Raw genomic sequence first — 18,556 nt, 5'->3', positions numbered from 1 at the left:
AAAAAATAAGCCTACAAGTACCTTTTAATATAGAATTAACTAAAAGAAATCACTTTTTCGTCGTTTGCTTCTTCGCTTGCCCGAATTTTCACTTTTTGAAAAGCTACGTTCTCGCCTTTTACCAGTATCCTTACTTTTCTTGCGATTGCGGTCTCTTCCGCCTCCCTTTCTTCGGTCTCGTCTTCCGCCACCGCTGCCACCAGGATTTTTGGAGACTTCAACGTTCACGAATCGGCCATCGACCTGAAATTCATCGAAAGCGGTCAATACTTGGGCCATAACGGCGGCGTCGGTATTGAAGAATGAAAAACTGTCTTTCACATCGACCCTGAACAGGTCATCACGACCTAGACCGGCGGTATCCCTTATGAAATCTTTTAAAGACATCCAGTCATAACCATCTTTTTCCCCGACATTGATAAAATAGCGTACGGAGCCTGAGGAAGAAGCCTCACCACCTCCGTTTTTGTCGTTGCGATTTCCTGAATCCGTGGTATTGAGGTCTTTGCTCTTGTTATAATAATTGTAGAAACGCGTAAATTCAACGGATACGATTTTTTTGATCAATTCTTCACGGTCAATGCCTTGAAGTACATCATTTATTGCCGGCAGATAGCCCTCTACGTCTTCGTTTATTTTAGTATCCTTGATTTTGTTGGCCAAATGATAGAGCTGTATTTCGCAGATTTCCATCCCGGTCGGAATCTTTTTGGAAATAAAATCCTGTTTGATCTTGTTCTCTATGGATTTTATTTTTCGCAGTTCACTTCTTGTCACGATGACCATAGAGATACCCGATTTACCCGCACGCCCTGTACGTCCACTTCGGTGAGTGTAGGTCTCTATTTCATCGGGCAGTTGATAATTGATGACATGCGTAATATCATCCACATCGATGCCCCGCGCGGCTACATCAGTGGCGACCAACATTTGGATTTGTTTTTTACGGAACGAGTTCATGACCAAATCACGTTGGTTTTGACTGAGGTCACCATGTAGGGCGCCTGCACTATACCCGTCTTCGATCAATTTTTCGGCGACTTTTTGAGTGTCTCTTTTGGTTCTGCAAAAGATGACGGAGAAAATATCGGGATTGGTATCCGCCAAGCGTTTTAGGGCCGGATAACGATCTCTACCCCCAACAACATAATATTCATGTTGCACATTCGAGGTTCCCGCATTTTTGGTGCCTACGGTAATCTCCTGTGGGCTGTGCATGAACTTCTTTGCGATATGGGCCACCTCTTTTGGCATGGTGGCGGAGAATAACCAGGTCGATTTTTCTTCCGGCGTATTCGAAAGAATATCCTTGATGTCCTCGAAAAAACCCATGTTCAACATTTCATCGGCCTCATCTAAGATGCAGTAATCGATTTTCGAAATGTCGACCAAACGTCTGCTGATCATATCTTTCATACGACCTGGGGTCGCTACAATAATTTGAGCTCCCCGTTTGATTTGCCGTGATTGCTCCGTTATACTGGCCCCGCCGTAAATGGCGACCGTATTGATCTGTTTCTCGTGCTTTGAATAGGATTGCATCTCCTTCGTAATCTGCAGACAGAGTTCTCGGGTTGGTGAAAGGATGAGACCTTGGGTGGTTCGGCTGTTACTATCTATTTTTTGAATGAGCGGAAAACCGAAGGCAGCTGTTTTTCCCGTTCCGGTCTGCGCAAGGGCGACCAAATCGGTTTCGTTTTCCAATAAAATAGGGATTGCTTTTTCCTGTACTTCCGAAGGGGTTTCAAAACCCATGTCGGTAATAGCATCCAATAGGGACTGTTGCAGCCCCAATGCTTCAAATTTTGTCATAATAATGGTTTACGTTAATCGCAAATATGTATGTTGCATAGAGCGATTATCGACATAACCAAATGAGACTCGTTACAACACATGCTATACTAGCGGCAATTCTTAAAGCGGCAAAGATACCTTAAATTTATTTGACGGGATAGTGTTCTAAATGTGCTATTAGTTGTTGCATGGCCCTGCCGCGATGACTGATCTTGTTTTTTACCGCTAAGGAAAGCTCTCCGAAAGACTTTTCATACCCATCTGGCTGAAATATCGGGTCGTAGCCGAATCCATTTTCACCTCTTTTTTCCATCGTAATCTGTCCGGTTACGGTTCCTTCGAAGAAAAAACGCGCTCCATTGAGGTTCAAGGCGATACTGGTCTGAAATCGGGCTGCCCTATTTTGGGTTTCCTTTAATTTAGATAACAATTTGGCCATATTGTCCGCAGCATTTTTTTGTTCGCCTGCATATCGTGCGGAGTATACACCGGGAGCTCCGTTGAGTGCGTCGACCAAGAGTCCGGTATCGTCGGCAAAACAGGACAGGCCGTATTTTTCCGTTACGTAATCGGCTTTGATCTGTGCATTTCCTTCCAAGGTACGAGCTGTTTCGGGAATGTCTTCATGACAGCCTAGTTCGGTCAAGGATAGCAGTTCAAAGTGTTGCGGTAGCAGAAGTTTGACCTCGTTGAACTTATTCTTATTATGGGTGGCGAAGACCAATTTCATACCTATTGAAATCTAATGTTAAACTGTTTTTACGCGTTCAAAAGTAGTAAATTTGAAGGTTCTTAATACTCGTGAAATGAAGTTAAAAGTACCTCCTGTTTTTGTTTTCCTGACATTCGGTCTACTGATGTATGTGTTGGCAAAATTTTTACCAGTAGGCTATTTTGATTTTTTCGGGAGGAGGTATTTGATTATGGCACTTTTGGCTATCGCAATAGGGGTGGGAACTATCGCCTTGATTCAGTTTATCAAATCAAAGACTACCGTAGATCCGTCAAACCCGTCAAAAGCCTCTAAGCTGGTTTCGACAGGCATTTATCAATATTCTCGAAACCCCATGTATTTGGGAATGCTTTTGCTTCTTCTGGCTTGGGGATTATGGCTGGGCAATGCGTTCAACACCTTGTCAGCTGCTGGTTTCGTGGGGTATATGAACAGATTTCAGATTATTCCAGAGGAGGAAGTCTTATCGGATATATTCGGTAAAGCCTATGCGCAATACTGCACCTTGGTGCGAAGATGGTTCTGAGTAGTAGCGGATATGCTTATAATCAGTAAATATTAGCGAATATGCTTATAATTGCATATTATTAGCTAATTAGCTTATATTTTAATATATTAGCGCTTTAGCTTATATTTTATGATTGCAATCCTAACAGGCGATATTATCAATTCAGAAGGGCACAAAGCCTCGGAATGGATCGATGTACTCAAGAAAAAATTATCCGAATGGGGGCAACACCCTTCCGATTGGGAGATTTATCGAGGTGATGAATTTCAGGTCAGAATAGCACCTGAAGAGGCTTTACGCGCTGGTATTCAGTTGAAGGCCCTCATTAAATCGATGAAAAATCTAGACGTGCGCATGGCCATTGGCTTAGGTTCCGAAGATTTTAAAGGAATTCGTGTGAGCGAATCAAATGGTACCGCTTATCAACGTTCAGGTCGCACTTTTGAAAATCTGAAAGCCGATAAACGCAGTTTGGCTATTACTAGCGGTAATGACAAAAAAGACCGGATGCTTAATCTTATGCTTAAGCTGGCCCTTGATTTTATGGATGAATGGACTTCCGTTTCCGCAGAATTGGTAGCCATTGCCTTGGAGAACCCCGACTTGTCACAACAAGAGATCGCCCAGCAGCTGCATATTCAACAATCTGCCGTAAGTCAACGCCAAAAAAGAGCCCGTCTTGACTTGGTCTTTGATGTATTACACTTTTATTCGGAAACCGTAAAAAGCATGGAACCATGAGTTTGATTTTTACAAAATTGCTTTTAGCACATCTAATTTGCGATTTCTTGTTACAACCTAAAAAATGGGTAATTCATAAAGAGGCGAACAAGGTAGGTTCCAAATACCTTTATGCCCATGTATTGTTACACTTTTTAGTGACCCTATTGGTGCTGTGGGATTTGAATTATTGGAAGATTGCCTTGGTGATTATGGCAACCCACTACCTTATCGATTTGGCCAAGCTCTATACAACCCCACTTTTCAAAAACCAAAGTATTCCGTTTTTTATCGACCAAGCGCTTCATGTTGTCGTCTTGTACTGCTGTGCGTATATTTCGAATTTACAAGAAGAAACGATACAACTCATCAGTGCGTTGGATTGGAGTCTGATTACCGCGATGGTCTTTGTTACCTTTCCTGCGGCAATTATCATGGGGAAGTTGTTAGAGCCCATGTCGGATCAAATTGAGTTGGATCACAAATCGCTGCCGAATGCCGGAAAGTATATTGGTATTATCGAACGGCTTTTCGTGTTGACCTTTATCATACTGGGGCGGTGGGAAGCTATCGGTCTCCTTATTACGGCGAAATCCGTATTTCGATTTAATGACCTAAAAGAACGGAATAGCCGAAAACTTACCGAATACATCCTAATCGGTACGTTGTTGAGTTTTGGTTTGGCCATCATCGCCGGAATTATATATGTCAGTATATAAATAACGAAAATATGAGACGAATTCTCCTGATTGTTTTTGCGTTCATCGTCGCTTCTTGCGTCGAAAAAAGAAAAGATGTCCCGACCGAAAAGACCGCAGAGGAAATCGGTTTGCGTTGGTCCGAACAGAAAGCATGGGATTGGTACAACGAGCAACCTTGGTTGGTCGGTACGAATTTCAACCCGAGTACGGCCATCAACCAGCTTGAATTCTGGCAGGCAGATACCTTCGACCCGCAAACCATTGAACGCGAATTAAAGTGGTCTGCAGATCTCGGTATGAACTTGCACCGGGTGTATTTGCATAATCTGTTATGGAAACAAGATTCGGTAGGTTTTCTAAACCGATTGGAAGACTACCTGAAAATTTCGAATAAGTACGGCATCAAAACCATGTTTGTGTTATTGGATGATGTTTGGCATCCTGTCCCGAAACTGGGCAAACAACCAGAGCCCGTTCCCCATGTGCATAACTCGGGCTGGGTACAGGCCCCAGGAGCTGAAATATTAGGTGACACTACCCGGCATGATGAGCTCAAAGGGTATGTTAAGGGAGTTTTGGACCGCTTTAAGAGCGATGATCGCGTTTTACTTTGGGACGTATACAATGAACCCGATAATGTGGCGGGCCAACCAGGTCGAAAAGAGTTGGAGGTGCTGAACAAACAAGAGTATTCGTTGGCCCTATTGAAGAAAGTGATGCATTGGTCAAGGTCCGTTAACCCTTCGCAGCCTTTGACCAGCGGAATCTGGCGGGGCACTATCGACCATTGGGGTACACCGGACAGCTTGCCCACAGTAGACCGCTATATGATCGAGAATTCCGACGTGATTTCTTTTCATGCCTATGATGGGGATACGCTGGATGTCAAGCGAAAAATTCAAGAATTGAAAAAATACAAAAGACCATTGCTATGCACTGAATATATCGCACGAGGGGTAGGGAACACCTTTCAAGCCGTCATGCCTATTTTTAAGGCGAATAACATCGCCGCCATCAATTGGGGCTTCGTTTCTGGGAAAACGAATACAATCTATCCATGGATCAGTTGGGATATGCGGTTCACTGATGAACCTGAAATTTGGCATCATGATATCCTTCGTGAAGACGGTACCCCATATAAGCAAAATGAAGTCGATTTTATTCGGGAAATCATAACATCGGAATAGGTATATGAAACACGGTTTTTTTTTACTGGCACTTCTTTTCACGAGTATTACGACCCAGGGGCAAACCAAATACTTTACTTCTTTTGACGATACTAAAATTGCCTATACAGATGAGGGAAAAGGCAAACCTGTTTTATTGATACATGGTTTTATTAATACACGAAAGAATTGGGACAAATCTGAATTGAAAAAAGAGTTGTTGGCCGAGGGCTACCGTGTTATCGTACCTGATCTTCGGGGTAATGGTGATTCCGACAAGCCGCAAGACGACGAGGCGTATGCGCAAGATTCCGAAATCTTGGATCTGATGTTTTTGATGGCCGAATTGAAAATACCGAAATATACGGCCATAGGCTATTCTCGGGGAAGTATTCTTCTCGCCCGATTGATGACCAAAGACCGTCGGTTGAAAAAAGCGGTGTTGGGTGGCATGGGTATCGATTTTACCAATCCACTTTGGAAGCGGCGTCTTATGTTTAGGGATGCTTTTTTTGGTAAACCAAATGTCGAAACGCAGGGTGCTGTCGACTATGCAAAATCGGTCGGAGCAGATCTTAAATCCCTTTACCTTCAACAAAAATACCAACCGGTTACGACCCAAAAACAGTTGGGGCAACTAAAAATCAAGGTACTCGTGATTGCCGGAGCTGAAGACGTGGACAATGGCGACCCGAAAGCACTGCAAAATGCGATACCGAAGAGTAAATTGAAAATCGTACCAGGAGACCATAATAACACTTATAAATCCAAAGCATTCGCAAAAGCCATTATCGACTTCCTTTGATCACTTCCGCCCATATGTTACATTTGGGTCAAAACCTTGGCTATTCTGAATAACTTTTTATAACAATTAGAAGACGTCGATGGAATTAATAATTAATTTTACGGCTTAATTTTTAGACAATCACATAATTTTTGTTCCCGAATTAAATCGTTTCGGCTTTTTAAAAAGGGTAATAGTCAATAGGATATGGTAGAGGAGCGCAGAAAATACGTTTTCGATTTTGATAGCACATTGACCAGGGTCGAGGCATTGGACGTCTTGGCGGAAATGACGCTGCAGGGTAAATCGAATAAGGAAGAGGTTATTGAAGAGATACAGAAGATCACTAATCTAGGCATTGATGGCGATATCTCATTTACAGAGTCCTTAGAACGTCGCATCAAGTTATTGAAAGCGAATAAAAGCGATCTGGAAGGACTGGTTTCCGAATTGCGTCAAAAAATCTCGAAATCCATAGAATCTAATAAAGAATTCTTTGAAAAGTTTTCTGATGACATTTACGTGATTTCCTGTGGATTCAAAGAATTCATCGATCCTATTGTTGAAGAATATAATATTCCTTCTGATCGTGTCTATGCCAATACCTTCGAGTTTGATGAGGAGGGGAATATCGTGGGATTTGATGAGAAAAACCCGTTATCACAACACAACGGAAAAATCGAATGTCTAAAACAGATGAACCTCAATGGTGAAGTGCAAGTAATTGGAGACGGTTACAGTGATTATGTCATGCGCGAAGCCGGTATTGCCGACAAGTTTTTTGCCTATACCGAAAATGTGCATCGTGATAAAGCCGCGAACAACGCCGATCACGTAACCCCAAATCTAGACGAGTTTTTATTCGTCAACGATTTGCCTAGAAATATCTCCTATCCCAAGAACCGGATTAAGATTTTATTGTTGGAAAACGTACATCCTGCTGCTTTCGACAACCTCTCTGAGGATGGTTTTTCGGTAGAACTGGTAAAGCACAGCCTTTCCGAAGAAGAATTGATCGAAAAAATCAAGGGAGTGCATGTATTGGGTATCCGTTCGAAAACACAGGTGACGAAAAAGGTACTTGATGCCGCCAATAAGCTCTTGGTCGTCGGCGCTTTCTGCATCGGTACTACCCAAATCGATTTGGAGAACTGTCGTAAGAATGGGGTGGTGGTATTTAATGCTCCCTACAGCAATACGAGATCTGTTGTTGAGCTGGCCATCGGAGAAATCATCATGTTGATGCGAAGCATTTTCCCCAGAAGTACCGAAATCCATAATGGACAATGGCAGAAAACGGCGGTAGGTTCCCGAGAAGTTCGAGGAAAAAACCTGGGGATCGTGGGTTATGGAAATATTGGCAAACAATTATCGGTTTTAGCCGAATCGCTAGGTATGCGTGTGTATTATTACGATGTTGATGATAAACTGGCCTTAGGGAACGCAGTTAAATGCAACACCCTTGAGGATTTATTGAACGTTTCCGATGTGGTCACACTCCACATCGATGACAATAAAGCCAATAAAAATTTCATCGGCGAACGTGAAATCAACCAAATGAAGCATGGTGCGATCTTCGTCAATCTGGCTAGAGGTTTTGTCGTGGATATCGAGGCGCTCGCGAATGCTTTAAAATCGGGAAAAATCGGGGGTGCGGCCATCGACGTGTACCCTGAAGAGCCACGAAGTAATGGTGAGTTTAAGACCCAACTACAAGGATTGGACAACGTCATTTTGACACCGCATATTGGAGGAAGTACTGAGGAGGCACAACGCGATATTGCGGATTTCGTTCCTAACAAGATTATGGATTACATCAATTCGGGCAATACGGTAGATGCCGTGAATTTTCCGAATATCAGACTTCCGAAACAGCGAAACGCCCATCGATTTTTGCATATACATAGAAATGTTCCTGGTGTGATGGCCAAGATCAACGAAGTATCGGCGACCTATGAGATGAACATTTTAGGTCAATACCTATCTACCGATAACGAAGTGGGGTATGTGATTACTGATTTGGACAAAGAGTACAACAAAGATGTCATTAAGGCCCTAAAGAAAGTCGAAAACACCATCAAGTTTAGGGTGCTGTATTAAACGTTTTAACCACAGAAAAACGGTTTTTTCACCTGTGATGATATGGCTCGTTCTTAAGAATGGTCAAAGCGCGATAGATTTGTTCCACAACGAAGAGTCGGATCATCTGGTGTGAAAAGGTCATTTTTGAGAGACTAATTTTACCTTGTGCTTTTTGGTATACCGCATCACTGAATCCATAAGGGCCGCCGATAACAAAAACCAATCTTTTGATACCTGAATTCATCTTCTTTTGAAGATAGTTCGAAAAATCGATAGATGAGTAGTGCGTTCCGTTTTCATCCAGTAAGAGCATCACATCCGTTGCTTCTATTTTCTTAAGAATGTTCTCGCCTTCCTTGACCTTTTGCTGGCTTTCGGATAAGTTTTTAGCATTTTTGATATCCGGAATACTGTCCAACTCGAATTTGATATAATGCTTTAATCGTCCTTCATAGGTGTTAATCAATTCAAGTAAGGCCTTACTGTCCGTTTTGCCGACAGCGATTAGTTTGATGGTCATGCTTCAAAGTTAAAGGAATTTCTTTTGGGGTATCTACAATAAGTTAGGGCTCATTTCATAAATTAGCGCAAAGCAAAGACCGGTATATGATTACACAAGAACAATTCCAAAAAGAAGTTGACTTGATCATTGAAAATGCCATTCGTGAGGATGTGGGTGATGGAGACCATAGTTCACTCTCCTGTATCCCCGAATCGGCCTTTGGAAAAGCCAAACTATTGGTGAAAGATGAAGGAGTTATTGCCGGGATCGATTTTGCGAAACAGGTTTTTGCCTATGTTGACCCTCAAATGGAAGTTGAGGTATTGCTGTCAGATGGGGCTGAAGTCAAGTATGGCGATATTGCCTTTTACGTGACCGGAAGCTCGCAGAATATCCTGAAAGCTGAACGATTGGTTTTGAACGCCATGCAACGTATGAGTGCTATCGCCACCAAAACCCGCTCCTTTGTAGATTTGCTGGAGGGTACCTCGACTAAAATATTGGATACTAGAAAGACTACCCCGGGAATACGGGCCTTGGAAAAATGGGCAGTAAAAATAGGAGGAGGGGAAAACCATAGATTCGCTTTGTACGATATGATAATGCTGAAAGACAATCATATCGATTTTGCAGGAGGGATCACAAAGGCCATTGAAAAGACCAAGGCTTATTTGAAAAAGACCCACCGTGACCTCAAAATCATCGTAGAGGCTCGAAATTTGACCGAGATCGAAGAAATATTGCAATCCGAGGGAGTGTACCGAATACTTATCGACAATTTCAACTATGAAGATACCCGTACGGCCGTAGCATTGATAGGTGAAACCTGTCTTACCGAATCTTCAGGCGGCATCAATGAGCGAACGATTCGGGCCTATGCCGAATGTGGTGTGGATTATATTTCCTCGGGTGCATTGACCCATTCCGTTCACAACATGGATTTGAGCCTTAAAGCCGTATAGATAGATGTCTAAGGAAATCGAAGAAAAACTTGATAAGATTCCAGTCCTGAAATGGCTCGTCCGTTTATTGAAAAGTTTACGACTTCCTGGTTTTGAAGGACTTTCCATTTATGATTTGATCGAGATGTATATTCGAGGCATTGTCGAAGGAGCACTTTCTACACGTGCTAGTTCCATTGCCTTTAGTCTGTTTTTGGCGTTGTTTCCCCTGCTAATTTTCATGTTGACCTTGGTACCCTTTCTCATATCGATTTTCAATCTTCAAAACACTGGTTTTGATGAGAACTTCCCGGCTTTTCTCGAGTCGTTCTTGCCGACTGCGACAGGTGACTATTTTGAACAAATCTATCAACAGATCAAAGACCAAAGACGCCCGGGACTACTATCATCGACCTTTGTGATATCTATTTTTTTAATGGCAAATGGGGTCAATGCCATTTTTGGTGGATTTGAAAATTCGTATCATGTAAACCTTACCCGTAATTTTTTTAAGCAGTATGCCTATGCCCTGATGGTGGGGCTGATCCTTTCCATTTTGATCATTATAGGCTTCGTCGCCTTCGTTTATTTTGAGGTCTACGTACTGCGCTACTTAAGTGAGTTTGCTGCCCGACAAGGTGGTTATGTTTTAGGGGAAGATGATATTGTAGGGGTGCAGATCGCTAAATTCCTTTTCTTTATCATCCTTTCTTATTTGACCACCGCCACCCTCTATTATTTTGGAACAGCCGAGGGAAAACAGGCACGATTTTTTTCCGCGGGAGCCTTGATGACGACTCTTTTGTTTATTTTGACGTCTTACTTATTCGGGGTATATGTAGAGAAGTTCGCACGTTATAACGAATTGTATGGTGCTTTAGGAGGATTATTGATATTAATGGTCTACATCTGGTTAAATTCGAATATCTTGCTGCTCGGGTTTGAACTGAACGCCTCCCTGAATTGGCTCAGAAGAAATTATGACAAGGATGCAAAAAAAGGTTAAACTAGTACTGTTTTTTTTCTGTTTGGGGATGTGGTTTTGCAATGCACAAAGTGTTTTTGGAAGATGGAAGACAATCGATGATAGAACTGGAAATCCAAAGGGAATCATAGAAATCTATCAGAAAGACGGATTGATGTACGGAAAAATTCTTAAAATAGTCGAGAAGGGAAAAGAAAATGCCGTTTGCATTAAGTGCGATGGTGATTTAAAGGACAAACCGGTGGTGGGTATGACCATCATCAAGGATGGTAAGAAGAACGACGATAATGAGTGGAAAGGAAAATTCTTATTCGATCCCGAACAGGCCATGACCTTTAGATTCAAAATTTGGCTCAATCCTGACGATCCAAATGAACTCAAAGTTCGCGGATATTTAGCTTTCCTATATCGAACACAAACCTGGCTGCGCTACAAAGGCTAGAAGAGGGGAGGGCTATGCAACAGTTCATCGATGTAGTTTTACCGATTCCTCTTGAGAAACTGTTCACCTATGCCATTAGTCAAGAGGAGGCTGAGTTCTTGCGACCTGGTATGCGTGTGGCTGTTCCTTTTGGGAAATCAAAAATTTATACGGCTCTAGTGCATCATCTGCATGCTTCACCTCCATTGGCATATGATCCCAAGGAAATTCATCAGATTTTAGGGGAGCAACCCCTGGTGAACAGCATACAATTGCAGCATTGGCATTGGATAGCCAAGTATTACATGTGTACTCTTGGCGAAGTCTTCCGTAGTGCCGTTCCAAGTGCTTTTCTTTTGGAAAGTGAAACCCTGATACTCAAAAACGATCGAGTAGCGGTGGATGAAATGAATCTCAAAGATGATGAATTCTTGATCTATGAAGCCCTTCAACACCAATCTTCACTAAAAGTCCATGAGGTAAGCGCAATTGTAGAACGAAAAAATGTACTCCCCATTTTGAATCGATTGATAGAAAAAAATGTCATTCTGTTGAAGGAGGAGTTATACGAACAATACAAACCTAAGCTGGTTCGCTTTGTCAAATTGGCCGACGCCCATACTTCAGAGAAAGACCTTGAAAACCTCTTGCAATCGTTGACTAGGGCTCCAAAGCAGAGTCAAGTGATACTGTCGTTATTTCAATTAAACGCATCGCAGGAAAAGCCCATTAAGGTAACGGAATTGGAAAGGGCCAGTGGCGGTTCCAAGGCGGTCATTAAATCATTGGTCGACAAGGGTGTTTTGGAAGAATATTTTATACGTACCGACCGGGTAACCTATGATGATGGACAAGGCGGTCATGAGGTGAAGACTTTGAACCCCTATCAAGAAGAGGCACTGACCGCTATTAAAAACTCTTTTGAAAGCGAAAAAGTGACCTTACTTCGCGGGGTCACTTCCTCGGGTAAGACCGAGGTCTATGTCAAACTCATTGAGCAGTGCATTTCAAGAGGAAAACAGGCTTTATATCTTCTTCCTGAAATTGCCTTGACCACTCAACTGATAGGCCGTTTACAAGAGTATTTTGGCGCTAAGGTTTCCGTTTACCATTCGAAGTATAGTATACAAGAACGGGTGGAAGTTTGGAACAATGTACTTGAAAACAAGCAAAAAGCGCAAGTAGTGATCGGTGCGCGCTCTGCGCTGTTCTTACCTTTTTTGCATTTGGGACTCATTATCATTGATGAAGAACATGAAGGTTCGTTTAAGCAGTTCGATCCCGCTCCCCGGTACCACGCTCGTGATGCCGCCATAGTTTTAGGCAACCTGCATAAGGCTAATGTGCTGTTGGGCTCGGCGACACCGAGTATCGAAAGTTTCTACAACGTAGCGAAAGGTAAATACGGTTACGCCGAAATTACTCGTAGGTATGGCGATGTGGTAATGCCCGATATTGAATTGGTCGATATTAAGGAACAAACACGAAAGAAACGAATGAAGGGGCACTTCTCCGAGCGTCTAATGGAAGAGATTACCACAACGCTGGAAGAAGGCCTACAAGTCATTCTATTTCAAAATCGGCGGGGGTATGCACCGATCGTTGAATGCACCACTTGCGGACATTCGCCCCAATGCCCCAATTGTGATGTTAGTCTGACCTATCACCAGTATAGAAAGCAGCTGCGTTGCCATTATTGCGGCTATCATATGGCCTTGCAAGAAAGCTGCCAGGCTTGCGGGAGTCCTACACTGGATACCAAGGGTTTCGGGACGGAACAAGTTGAACAGGAAATAGGGCAGCTCTTTCCCGATGCGAAAGTGGGTCGGATGGATTTGGATACTACCCGGGGAAAACATGGATATGAAAAGATAATCACGGCTTTTGAACAACAGGAATTGGATATTTTGGTCGGTACGCAAATGCTCACCAAAGGCCTCGATTTTAGGAATGTCAACTTAGTGGGCATCATGAATGCCGATTCGTTGTTGAACTTTCCGGATTACAGAGCACATGAGCGTGCATTCCAATTATTGACCCAAGTGGCTGGTAGGGCAGGGAGAACCAAGAAAAGAGGTAAGGTCATCATACAGAGTTATAACCCCTACCATCAAATTTTAAAGCAAGTGTCCACACATTCTTACGATGAAATGTTCAAAGAACAGTTATATGAACGCGAGCAGTATAAGTATCCGCCCATCAACAAGATTATCAAGATTACCTTGAAGCATAAGGAGTACAATAAACTGAACGAAGCGGCAGAATGGTTTTCCAAATCATTACGCAATGTTTTTGGAGGAAGTGTTCTTGGTCCTGAATACCCGCCTGTGGCTCGCATACGAAATCAGTATTTGAAGAACATCATCGTAAAAATCAATCAAGACCAATCCCTTCCAAAGACAAAGAACAGTATCCGCAGAATCGAAAAATCATTTAAGTCGATTTCGTTTTACCGTAGCGTGCGGGTCATTTACAATGTGGATCATATTTAAAGAGGTCCGCTAGGGCAACTGGGTAAGTCGTTGAACCAGGGAAAGTAGATTCTTCGAAAAGAGGACACAAAAAAAGAAAACCGATGGTCATATGACCATCGGTTTTCTGTATAAGTTTATGTCGTTGAAACTTAGACGTTACTTAGCGCTTCGGCCAATTCGGTCTTTTTGTTTCGGCTCAATGGAATAGATCTTCCACTGACTTCAACATTTTTGCTATTGAATTTCTCAACTTTTTCGAGATTCACGATATACGACTTGTGAATTCTCAAAAACTTCTCTTCCGGCAATTGCTTTTCGAAAGACTTCATTGTTGATAAAATAACGATATTGGCCTCATCTGTAACTAGTTTGATGTAGTCACCTAAGGCTTCTATCCATTTGATATCGTTTAAGATAACCTTTCTTTTCTTTAGGTTACTCTTGACAAAGATATGCTCTTCGTCTTCATGCACTCGGTGCATTTGTTCATACTTGGCTACTGCGCGACGAACGGAAGCATCAAAACGCGCCATCGTAATAGGCTTGTGCAAATAATCCGTAACATCATAATCAAAAGCCTTGAGGGCATAATCGGGTTTTCCGGTAATCAAAATTACCTGAGGGCTGTTTTCAAGGGATTCGAGTAGGTCAAATCCATTGATTATAGGCATTTCAACATCTAAGAAGATCAAGTCGATCTCGTTGTTTTTAATGCCGTTTTTCGCCTCGATTGCGTTGCTGTATTCGGCCACCATAGCTAAATTCGGATGATTGTTTACCAATTTGGCGACTGCCATCCGCTGCATTGATGAATCGTCTACGATAATACTTCGTAATTTCATAAATGGGTTGATTTGTGGGGTTAAATCATCGACAAATTACTTAAAAAACCTGTTGAACTACAACTAAAGTTGTAAACACGGTACGGTTTTCTGTGTAAAAGGTAAATGACATAAGTTTGAGATTTGGGTTTAGGTTAAGCTTATTTTTAATGATTCATTCCATATATAACGAAGATTTTTCCGTTTTCTTGTGGGACGACGTAAATTATTATTATTTTTGCACTCCTTTTAAATAAATTAATATATGAATCATTACGAAACTGTTTTCATTTTGAATCCCGTTCTATCTGACTCGCAGATAGAGGAAACAGTTAAGAAATTTGAAGATTTCTTAATTAAGAATGGTGCCAAAATGGTAGCCAAAGAGAATTGGGGGCTAAAGAAATTAGCCTATGCCATACAACACAAGAAAAGTGGTTTTTATCACTTGTTCGAATTTACCGCACCTGGTGAGATCCTTACTCCTTATGAGCAGGAGTTTTCCAGGGACGAACGTATCATGCGTTTTTTGACGGTAAAACTAGACAAACACGCCGTCGCGTGGGCAGAGAAAAGAAGAACAAGATTAAAAACAGCTAAAGCGTAAGTAGTATGGCATCAATAGAACAACAGGCCAAAGGCAAAAAAGATGGGGAGATCAGATATCTAACCCCACTGAACATTGAAACCAATACCAAGAAAAAGTATTGTCGTTTCAAGAAAAACGGAATCAAGTACATCGATTATAAGGATGCGGACTTCTTGATGATGTTGGTCAATGAGCAAGGTAAATTGTTACCTAGAAGACTTACCGGTACCTCCTTAAAATACCAAAGAAAGGTAGCACAGGCCGTTAAAAGAGCACGTCATCTTGCACTAATGCCCTACGTTGGCGATTTACTAAAATAAAGATAAAGGAACGATGGAAGTTATATTGAAAGAAGACGTTCAGAACCTAGGGTTCAAAGACGATTTAGTAAGCGTTAAAAACGGCTATGGAAGAAACTTTTTAATACCGAAAGGACTAGCCGCTTTGGCTACCCCCTCGGCAAAGAAAGTATTGGCCGAGAACTTGAGGCAGAGAGCCCACAAAGAGAAGAAAGTAGTTGATGCAGCGAATAAAACAGCTGAGGCGTTGAAATCGCTAGAGTTGAAAATCGCCGCTAAAACTGGAGCGGGAGATAAATTATTCGGTTCAGTCACGACTATCGATTTAGCAGCCGCTTTGGAAAAAGAAGGCCATGAAATCGACAAGAAATTCATCAGCATCAATGGCGGAACTGTAAAAAGAACCGGTCCGGCTAACGCGCAAGTCCGCTTGCATAGAGATGTCGTTGTCGATTTTCCTTTTGAGGTAGTTGCAGAAAAGTAATTAGGTCACAAAGACATTGACACAGAATGAACACAAAAAGAGCTATGCATATAGCTCTTTTTTTTATGAAATGATTTTACCGAAACGGAATGAAATATACTAGACTTACAAAAGAACAACTCGAGGAACTACATGAAGAGTTCATCAACTTTTTGGGTACCCAATCGATAACTGGGGAGGAATGGAAAACTCTGAAGAACGAAAAACCAGAGGTTGCGGAAGACGAAATCGACGTTTTCAGTGATTTGATCTGGGAAGGCGTATTGAGCAAGGTGGCGTATCTTGAAAATGTTTCCGCTCAGCAGATGCACCTTTTCTATTGTGCTGAAAAAGAAATGAAACTCTTTTCGGTAAAAGTTATGAATCCGGAAATCGACCTCACTTCAAACGAAGGATTCGGATGGTTCAAAAAGAACTGGCAATCCGACTTTGTGGAGTACCTTACCGCTTCAAAAGCATATACAGAAGATAAAAATTTGGATATTTTCAAGTTGATACAGCAGGGGGCGGTGATTACCAAAGGAGGTCTATATCAATGGTTCGAATCTATGATGGACACTCCTTAAATACCATGAACATGGTCATGACTTTCCAAACATCTATATTTGTAGTTTAATACTGATAAATGGCTCAAAAACCCTCCATTCCCAAAGGCACGCGCGACTTTTCACCTGCTGAAGTGACCAAACGCGATTATATTTTCGATACCGTGAAAAGGCAGTTCGAGATTTTTGGTTTTCAGCCCATAGAAACCCCATCTTTTGAGAATTTCGAAACGCTGATGGGCAAGTATGGTGATGAAGGCGATCGGCTGATCTTTAAGATTTTGAAATCGGGAGATTTTATCAGTAAGGTCGATGATGTGACCTACAGTTCAAAGAAATCGAACTCGCTCATGCCGAAGATTTCAGATAAGGCGTTGCGCTATGATTTGACTGTGCCTTTCGCAAGATATGTAGTGATGCACCAGAATGAAATTGATTTTCCGTTCAAACGCTATCAAATTCAACCGGTTTGGAGGGCCGATAGGCCGCAGAAAGGTCGGTTTAGGGAATTTTATCAATGTGATGCGGATGTGGTGGGATCTGATTCTCTTTTGCAGGAAGTAGAGTTGATCAAATTGTATGACGCCGTCTTTACCGATTTAAAATTAGAGGGCGTAAAAATAAAGTTGAACAACCGAAAGATTTTGGCGGGTATCGCTGAAGTCATTGGCGTAAAACACCTTTTGGTCGATTTCACCGTTGCTCTTGATAAACTGGACAAAATAGGCGAAGAGGGAGTTCGTAAGGAAATGCTGGAGAAGGGCATTTCGGAACAATCCATAGAAAAACTAACCCCCTTGTTTCACCTTACCGGTGGAAGTTTGGTACAACTCGAGTCGTTAAAGCTTTTATTGGAGGGGTCGGAAGAGGGACTTAAAGGTGTAGAAGAGTTGATCTTTGTAGTGCAGACAATCCAAAAGCTAGGACTGAAATCCGCCAGTCTGGCCATTGATGTGACCTTGGCCCGGGGACTCAATTATTACACCGGTGCCATCTTTGAGGTCAGTGCTCCTGAAGGGGTAGCGATGGGTTCTATAGGGGGAGGTGGTCGATATGATGATCTGACCGGAATTTTCGGTATGAAAAATACGAGTGGTGTGGGTATTTCATTTGGCCTTGATCGTATCTATTTGGTATTAGAGGAATTGGCCCTTTTTCCCGAGGACATTAAAGAGTCTATTCAGGTACTCTGTGTAAATTTTGGAAATCGAGAATCCATGGCTGCTCTTCAGTTAGTGAGCCAATTAAGGGAAAAGGGAGTGAAAGCAGATCTATATCCATCATCGGCGAAAATGCAAAAACAAATGAAGTATGCCCATAACCGAAATGTACCCTACGTTATTTTGATCGGTGCCCAAGAATTGGAGCAGGGCTCTTTTGTTGTCAAGGATATGAAACAAGGAAATCAAAAAAGTTATTTGCTTCAAGCACCAGAGGAGTTTCTGAAGACCCTATAGCCTTTTTTTAATGGCCTTACTGATAGTCGCGAAATATTCCACGCCATGGGGCACGTAATTCTGGAGTTTGGCCATGCCCCAAGTTTCTTCGGAAAATTGGGTCAATGAGATTAATTTCAAAGCCGCCACTTCACTTTTTTGCAGCGTGAGCTCACCGAAAGGCACTTCCAATTTACATAGGAATACATTATGGAACTCACAATCGATGAGTTGTGCGTGGTGTTCGTGGACTGATTTGAAAACCCCTATTTTTTCAAGATTGTTTGTTGTTATCTTTAGTCCTACCTCTTCCTCTACCTCGCGAAGTGCTGCATCTATAGTCTTTTCTCCGGCCCCAATATGCCCTGCCACGGAAACATCCCATAGCAACGGATGCGTATCTTTTTGACTTCCCCTTTGTTGCAGTAAGATATTGCCATCCGTAGTATACAACCAAATATGTACTGTGGGATGGAACCAACCCTCTCGATGTGCTTTTGATTTTAAGGCCGTCTTCCCGGTAAACTCCCCGTTGGTGTCCAATATGTCGATCAATTCATCCATATAAAAA

At 42.2% G+C, this 18,556-nt stretch carries 20 protein-coding genes; 15 read left to right on the top strand and 5 right to left on the bottom strand.

The features are described from left to right. Nucleotides 1-39: 39 nt before the first annotated feature. Together ACKWCA_RS18090 and ACKWCA_RS18085 are read right to left on the bottom strand one after the other, a co-directional pair. A complete protein-coding gene (locus ACKWCA_RS18090; RefSeq protein ID WP_413979636.1) occupies nucleotides 40-1,812 on the bottom strand; it encodes a DEAD/DEAH box helicase in 1,773 nt (590 codons plus the stop codon). A 127-nt stretch (nucleotides 1,813-1,939) separates the two neighbouring features. After that, the gene (locus ACKWCA_RS18085; RefSeq protein ID WP_413979635.1) at nucleotides 1,940-2,524 is read right to left on the bottom strand and encodes a non-canonical purine NTP diphosphatase; all 585 of its coding nucleotides are present in this window, start codon (nucleotides 2,522-2,524) and stop codon (nucleotides 1,940-1,942) included. Between the two features lie 76 nt (nucleotides 2,525-2,600). On the opposite strand from ACKWCA_RS18085, the gene ACKWCA_RS18080 reads away from it, so the two are divergent. The 6 genes from ACKWCA_RS18080 (at nucleotide 2,601) to serA (ending at nucleotide 8,506) form a co-directional block, all read left to right on the top strand. Further along, entirely contained in the window at nucleotides 2,601-3,053 is a 453-nt protein-coding gene (locus tag ACKWCA_RS18080) for a methyltransferase family protein (protein ID WP_413979634.1), read from the top strand. Between the two features lie 111 nt (nucleotides 3,054-3,164). Then, nucleotides 3,165-3,776 carry a SatD family protein gene (locus ACKWCA_RS18075; protein WP_413979633.1) on the top strand — a complete coding sequence of 204 codons (612 nt, stop codon included), beginning with the start codon at nucleotides 3,165-3,167 and terminating at the stop codon, nucleotides 3,774-3,776. Then, nucleotides 3,773-4,474 (top strand): DUF3307 domain-containing protein, encoded by a 702-nt coding sequence (locus ACKWCA_RS18070; protein ID WP_413979632.1) that lies wholly within the window; start codon nucleotides 3,773-3,775, stop codon nucleotides 4,472-4,474. The genes ACKWCA_RS18075 and ACKWCA_RS18070 overlap by 4 nt, the downstream gene beginning before the upstream one ends. Nucleotides 4,475-4,485: 11 nt before the next feature. Then, on the top strand, nucleotides 4,486-5,643 hold the full coding sequence (locus ACKWCA_RS18065; protein ID WP_413979631.1) for a glycoside hydrolase 5 family protein: 1,158 nt from the start codon (nucleotides 4,486-4,488) through the stop codon (nucleotides 5,641-5,643). Nucleotides 5,644-5,647: 4 nt separating this feature from the next. Then, nucleotides 5,648-6,427, top strand: coding sequence for an alpha/beta fold hydrolase (locus ACKWCA_RS18060; protein ID WP_413979630.1), 780 nt, complete (start codon nucleotides 5,648-5,650; stop codon nucleotides 6,425-6,427). 186 nt (nucleotides 6,428-6,613) lie between these two features. After that, entirely contained in the window at nucleotides 6,614-8,506 is a 1,893-nt protein-coding gene (gene serA / locus ACKWCA_RS18055) for a phosphoglycerate dehydrogenase (protein ID WP_413979629.1), read from the top strand. Between the two features lie 28 nt (nucleotides 8,507-8,534). Here serA and rlmH read toward each other — a convergent pair whose 3' ends face one another. Beyond that, the gene (gene rlmH, locus ACKWCA_RS18050; RefSeq protein WP_413979628.1) at nucleotides 8,535-9,008 is read right to left on the bottom strand and encodes a 23S rRNA (pseudouridine(1915)-N(3))-methyltransferase RlmH; all 474 of its coding nucleotides are present in this window, start codon (nucleotides 9,006-9,008) and stop codon (nucleotides 8,535-8,537) included. An 86-nt stretch (nucleotides 9,009-9,094) separates the two neighbouring features. On the opposite strand from rlmH, the gene nadC reads away from it, so the two are divergent. From nadC to priA, 4 genes are read left to right on the top strand one after another with little or no spacing between them, the layout of a single operon-like run. Beyond that, the gene (gene nadC, locus ACKWCA_RS18045; protein WP_413979627.1) at nucleotides 9,095-9,952 is read left to right on the top strand and encodes a carboxylating nicotinate-nucleotide diphosphorylase; all 858 of its coding nucleotides are present in this window, start codon (nucleotides 9,095-9,097) and stop codon (nucleotides 9,950-9,952) included. A 4-nt stretch (nucleotides 9,953-9,956) separates the two neighbouring features. Next, nucleotides 9,957-10,937 (top strand): YihY/virulence factor BrkB family protein, encoded by a 981-nt coding sequence (locus ACKWCA_RS18040; protein ID WP_413979626.1) that lies wholly within the window; start codon nucleotides 9,957-9,959, stop codon nucleotides 10,935-10,937. Beyond that, nucleotides 10,921-11,358 (top strand): DUF2147 domain-containing protein, encoded by a 438-nt coding sequence (locus ACKWCA_RS18035; protein ID WP_413979625.1) that lies wholly within the window; start codon nucleotides 10,921-10,923, stop codon nucleotides 11,356-11,358. The genes ACKWCA_RS18040 and ACKWCA_RS18035 overlap by 17 nt, the downstream gene beginning before the upstream one ends. A 14-nt stretch (nucleotides 11,359-11,372) precedes the next feature. Continuing rightward, entirely contained in the window at nucleotides 11,373-13,829 is a 2,457-nt protein-coding gene (gene priA, locus ACKWCA_RS18030) for a replication restart helicase PriA (RefSeq protein WP_413979624.1), read from the top strand. 131 nt (nucleotides 13,830-13,960) lie between these two features. Here priA and ACKWCA_RS18025 read toward each other — a convergent pair whose 3' ends face one another. Beyond that, nucleotides 13,961-14,653 carry a LytR/AlgR family response regulator transcription factor gene (locus tag ACKWCA_RS18025; protein WP_413979623.1) on the bottom strand — a complete coding sequence of 231 codons (693 nt, stop codon included), beginning with the start codon at nucleotides 14,651-14,653 and terminating at the stop codon, nucleotides 13,961-13,963. Nucleotides 14,654-14,897: 244 nt separating this feature from the next. Between ACKWCA_RS18025 and rpsF the strand changes: the two genes are divergently transcribed. The 5 genes from rpsF (at nucleotide 14,898) to hisS (ending at nucleotide 18,006) form a co-directional block, all read left to right on the top strand. Further along, on the top strand, nucleotides 14,898-15,239 hold the full coding sequence (gene rpsF / locus ACKWCA_RS18020; RefSeq protein WP_413979622.1) for a 30S ribosomal protein S6: 342 nt from the start codon (nucleotides 14,898-14,900) through the stop codon (nucleotides 15,237-15,239). A 5-nt stretch (nucleotides 15,240-15,244) separates the two neighbouring features. Beyond that, the gene (gene rpsR, locus ACKWCA_RS18015; RefSeq protein WP_413979621.1) at nucleotides 15,245-15,541 is read left to right on the top strand and encodes a 30S ribosomal protein S18; all 297 of its coding nucleotides are present in this window, start codon (nucleotides 15,245-15,247) and stop codon (nucleotides 15,539-15,541) included. A 13-nt stretch (nucleotides 15,542-15,554) separates the two neighbouring features. Then, nucleotides 15,555-16,004 carry a 50S ribosomal protein L9 gene (gene rplI / locus ACKWCA_RS18010; protein ID WP_413979620.1) on the top strand — a complete coding sequence of 150 codons (450 nt, stop codon included), beginning with the start codon at nucleotides 15,555-15,557 and terminating at the stop codon, nucleotides 16,002-16,004. A gap of 89 nt (nucleotides 16,005-16,093) precedes the next feature. Beyond that, nucleotides 16,094-16,570 (top strand): DUF6495 family protein, encoded by a 477-nt coding sequence (locus ACKWCA_RS18005; protein ID WP_413979619.1) that lies wholly within the window; start codon nucleotides 16,094-16,096, stop codon nucleotides 16,568-16,570. Between the two features lie 59 nt (nucleotides 16,571-16,629). After that, on the top strand, nucleotides 16,630-18,006 hold the full coding sequence (gene hisS / locus ACKWCA_RS18000) for a histidine--tRNA ligase (RefSeq protein ID WP_413979618.1): 1,377 nt from the start codon (nucleotides 16,630-16,632) through the stop codon (nucleotides 18,004-18,006). Here the strand turns inward: hisS and ACKWCA_RS17995 are convergent. After that, nucleotides 18,001-18,549, bottom strand: coding sequence for an NUDIX hydrolase (locus tag ACKWCA_RS17995; protein WP_413979617.1), 549 nt, complete (start codon nucleotides 18,547-18,549; stop codon nucleotides 18,001-18,003). The genes hisS and ACKWCA_RS17995 overlap by 6 nt on opposite strands. Nucleotides 18,550-18,556: the final 7 nt, after the last annotated feature.

Source organism: Maribacter corallii (genome assembly GCF_047345415.1).
Classification (GTDB): Bacteria; Bacteroidota; Bacteroidia; order Flavobacteriales; family Flavobacteriaceae; genus Maribacter_C.
This window is presented reverse-complemented; position numbering and strand designations above follow the sequence as displayed.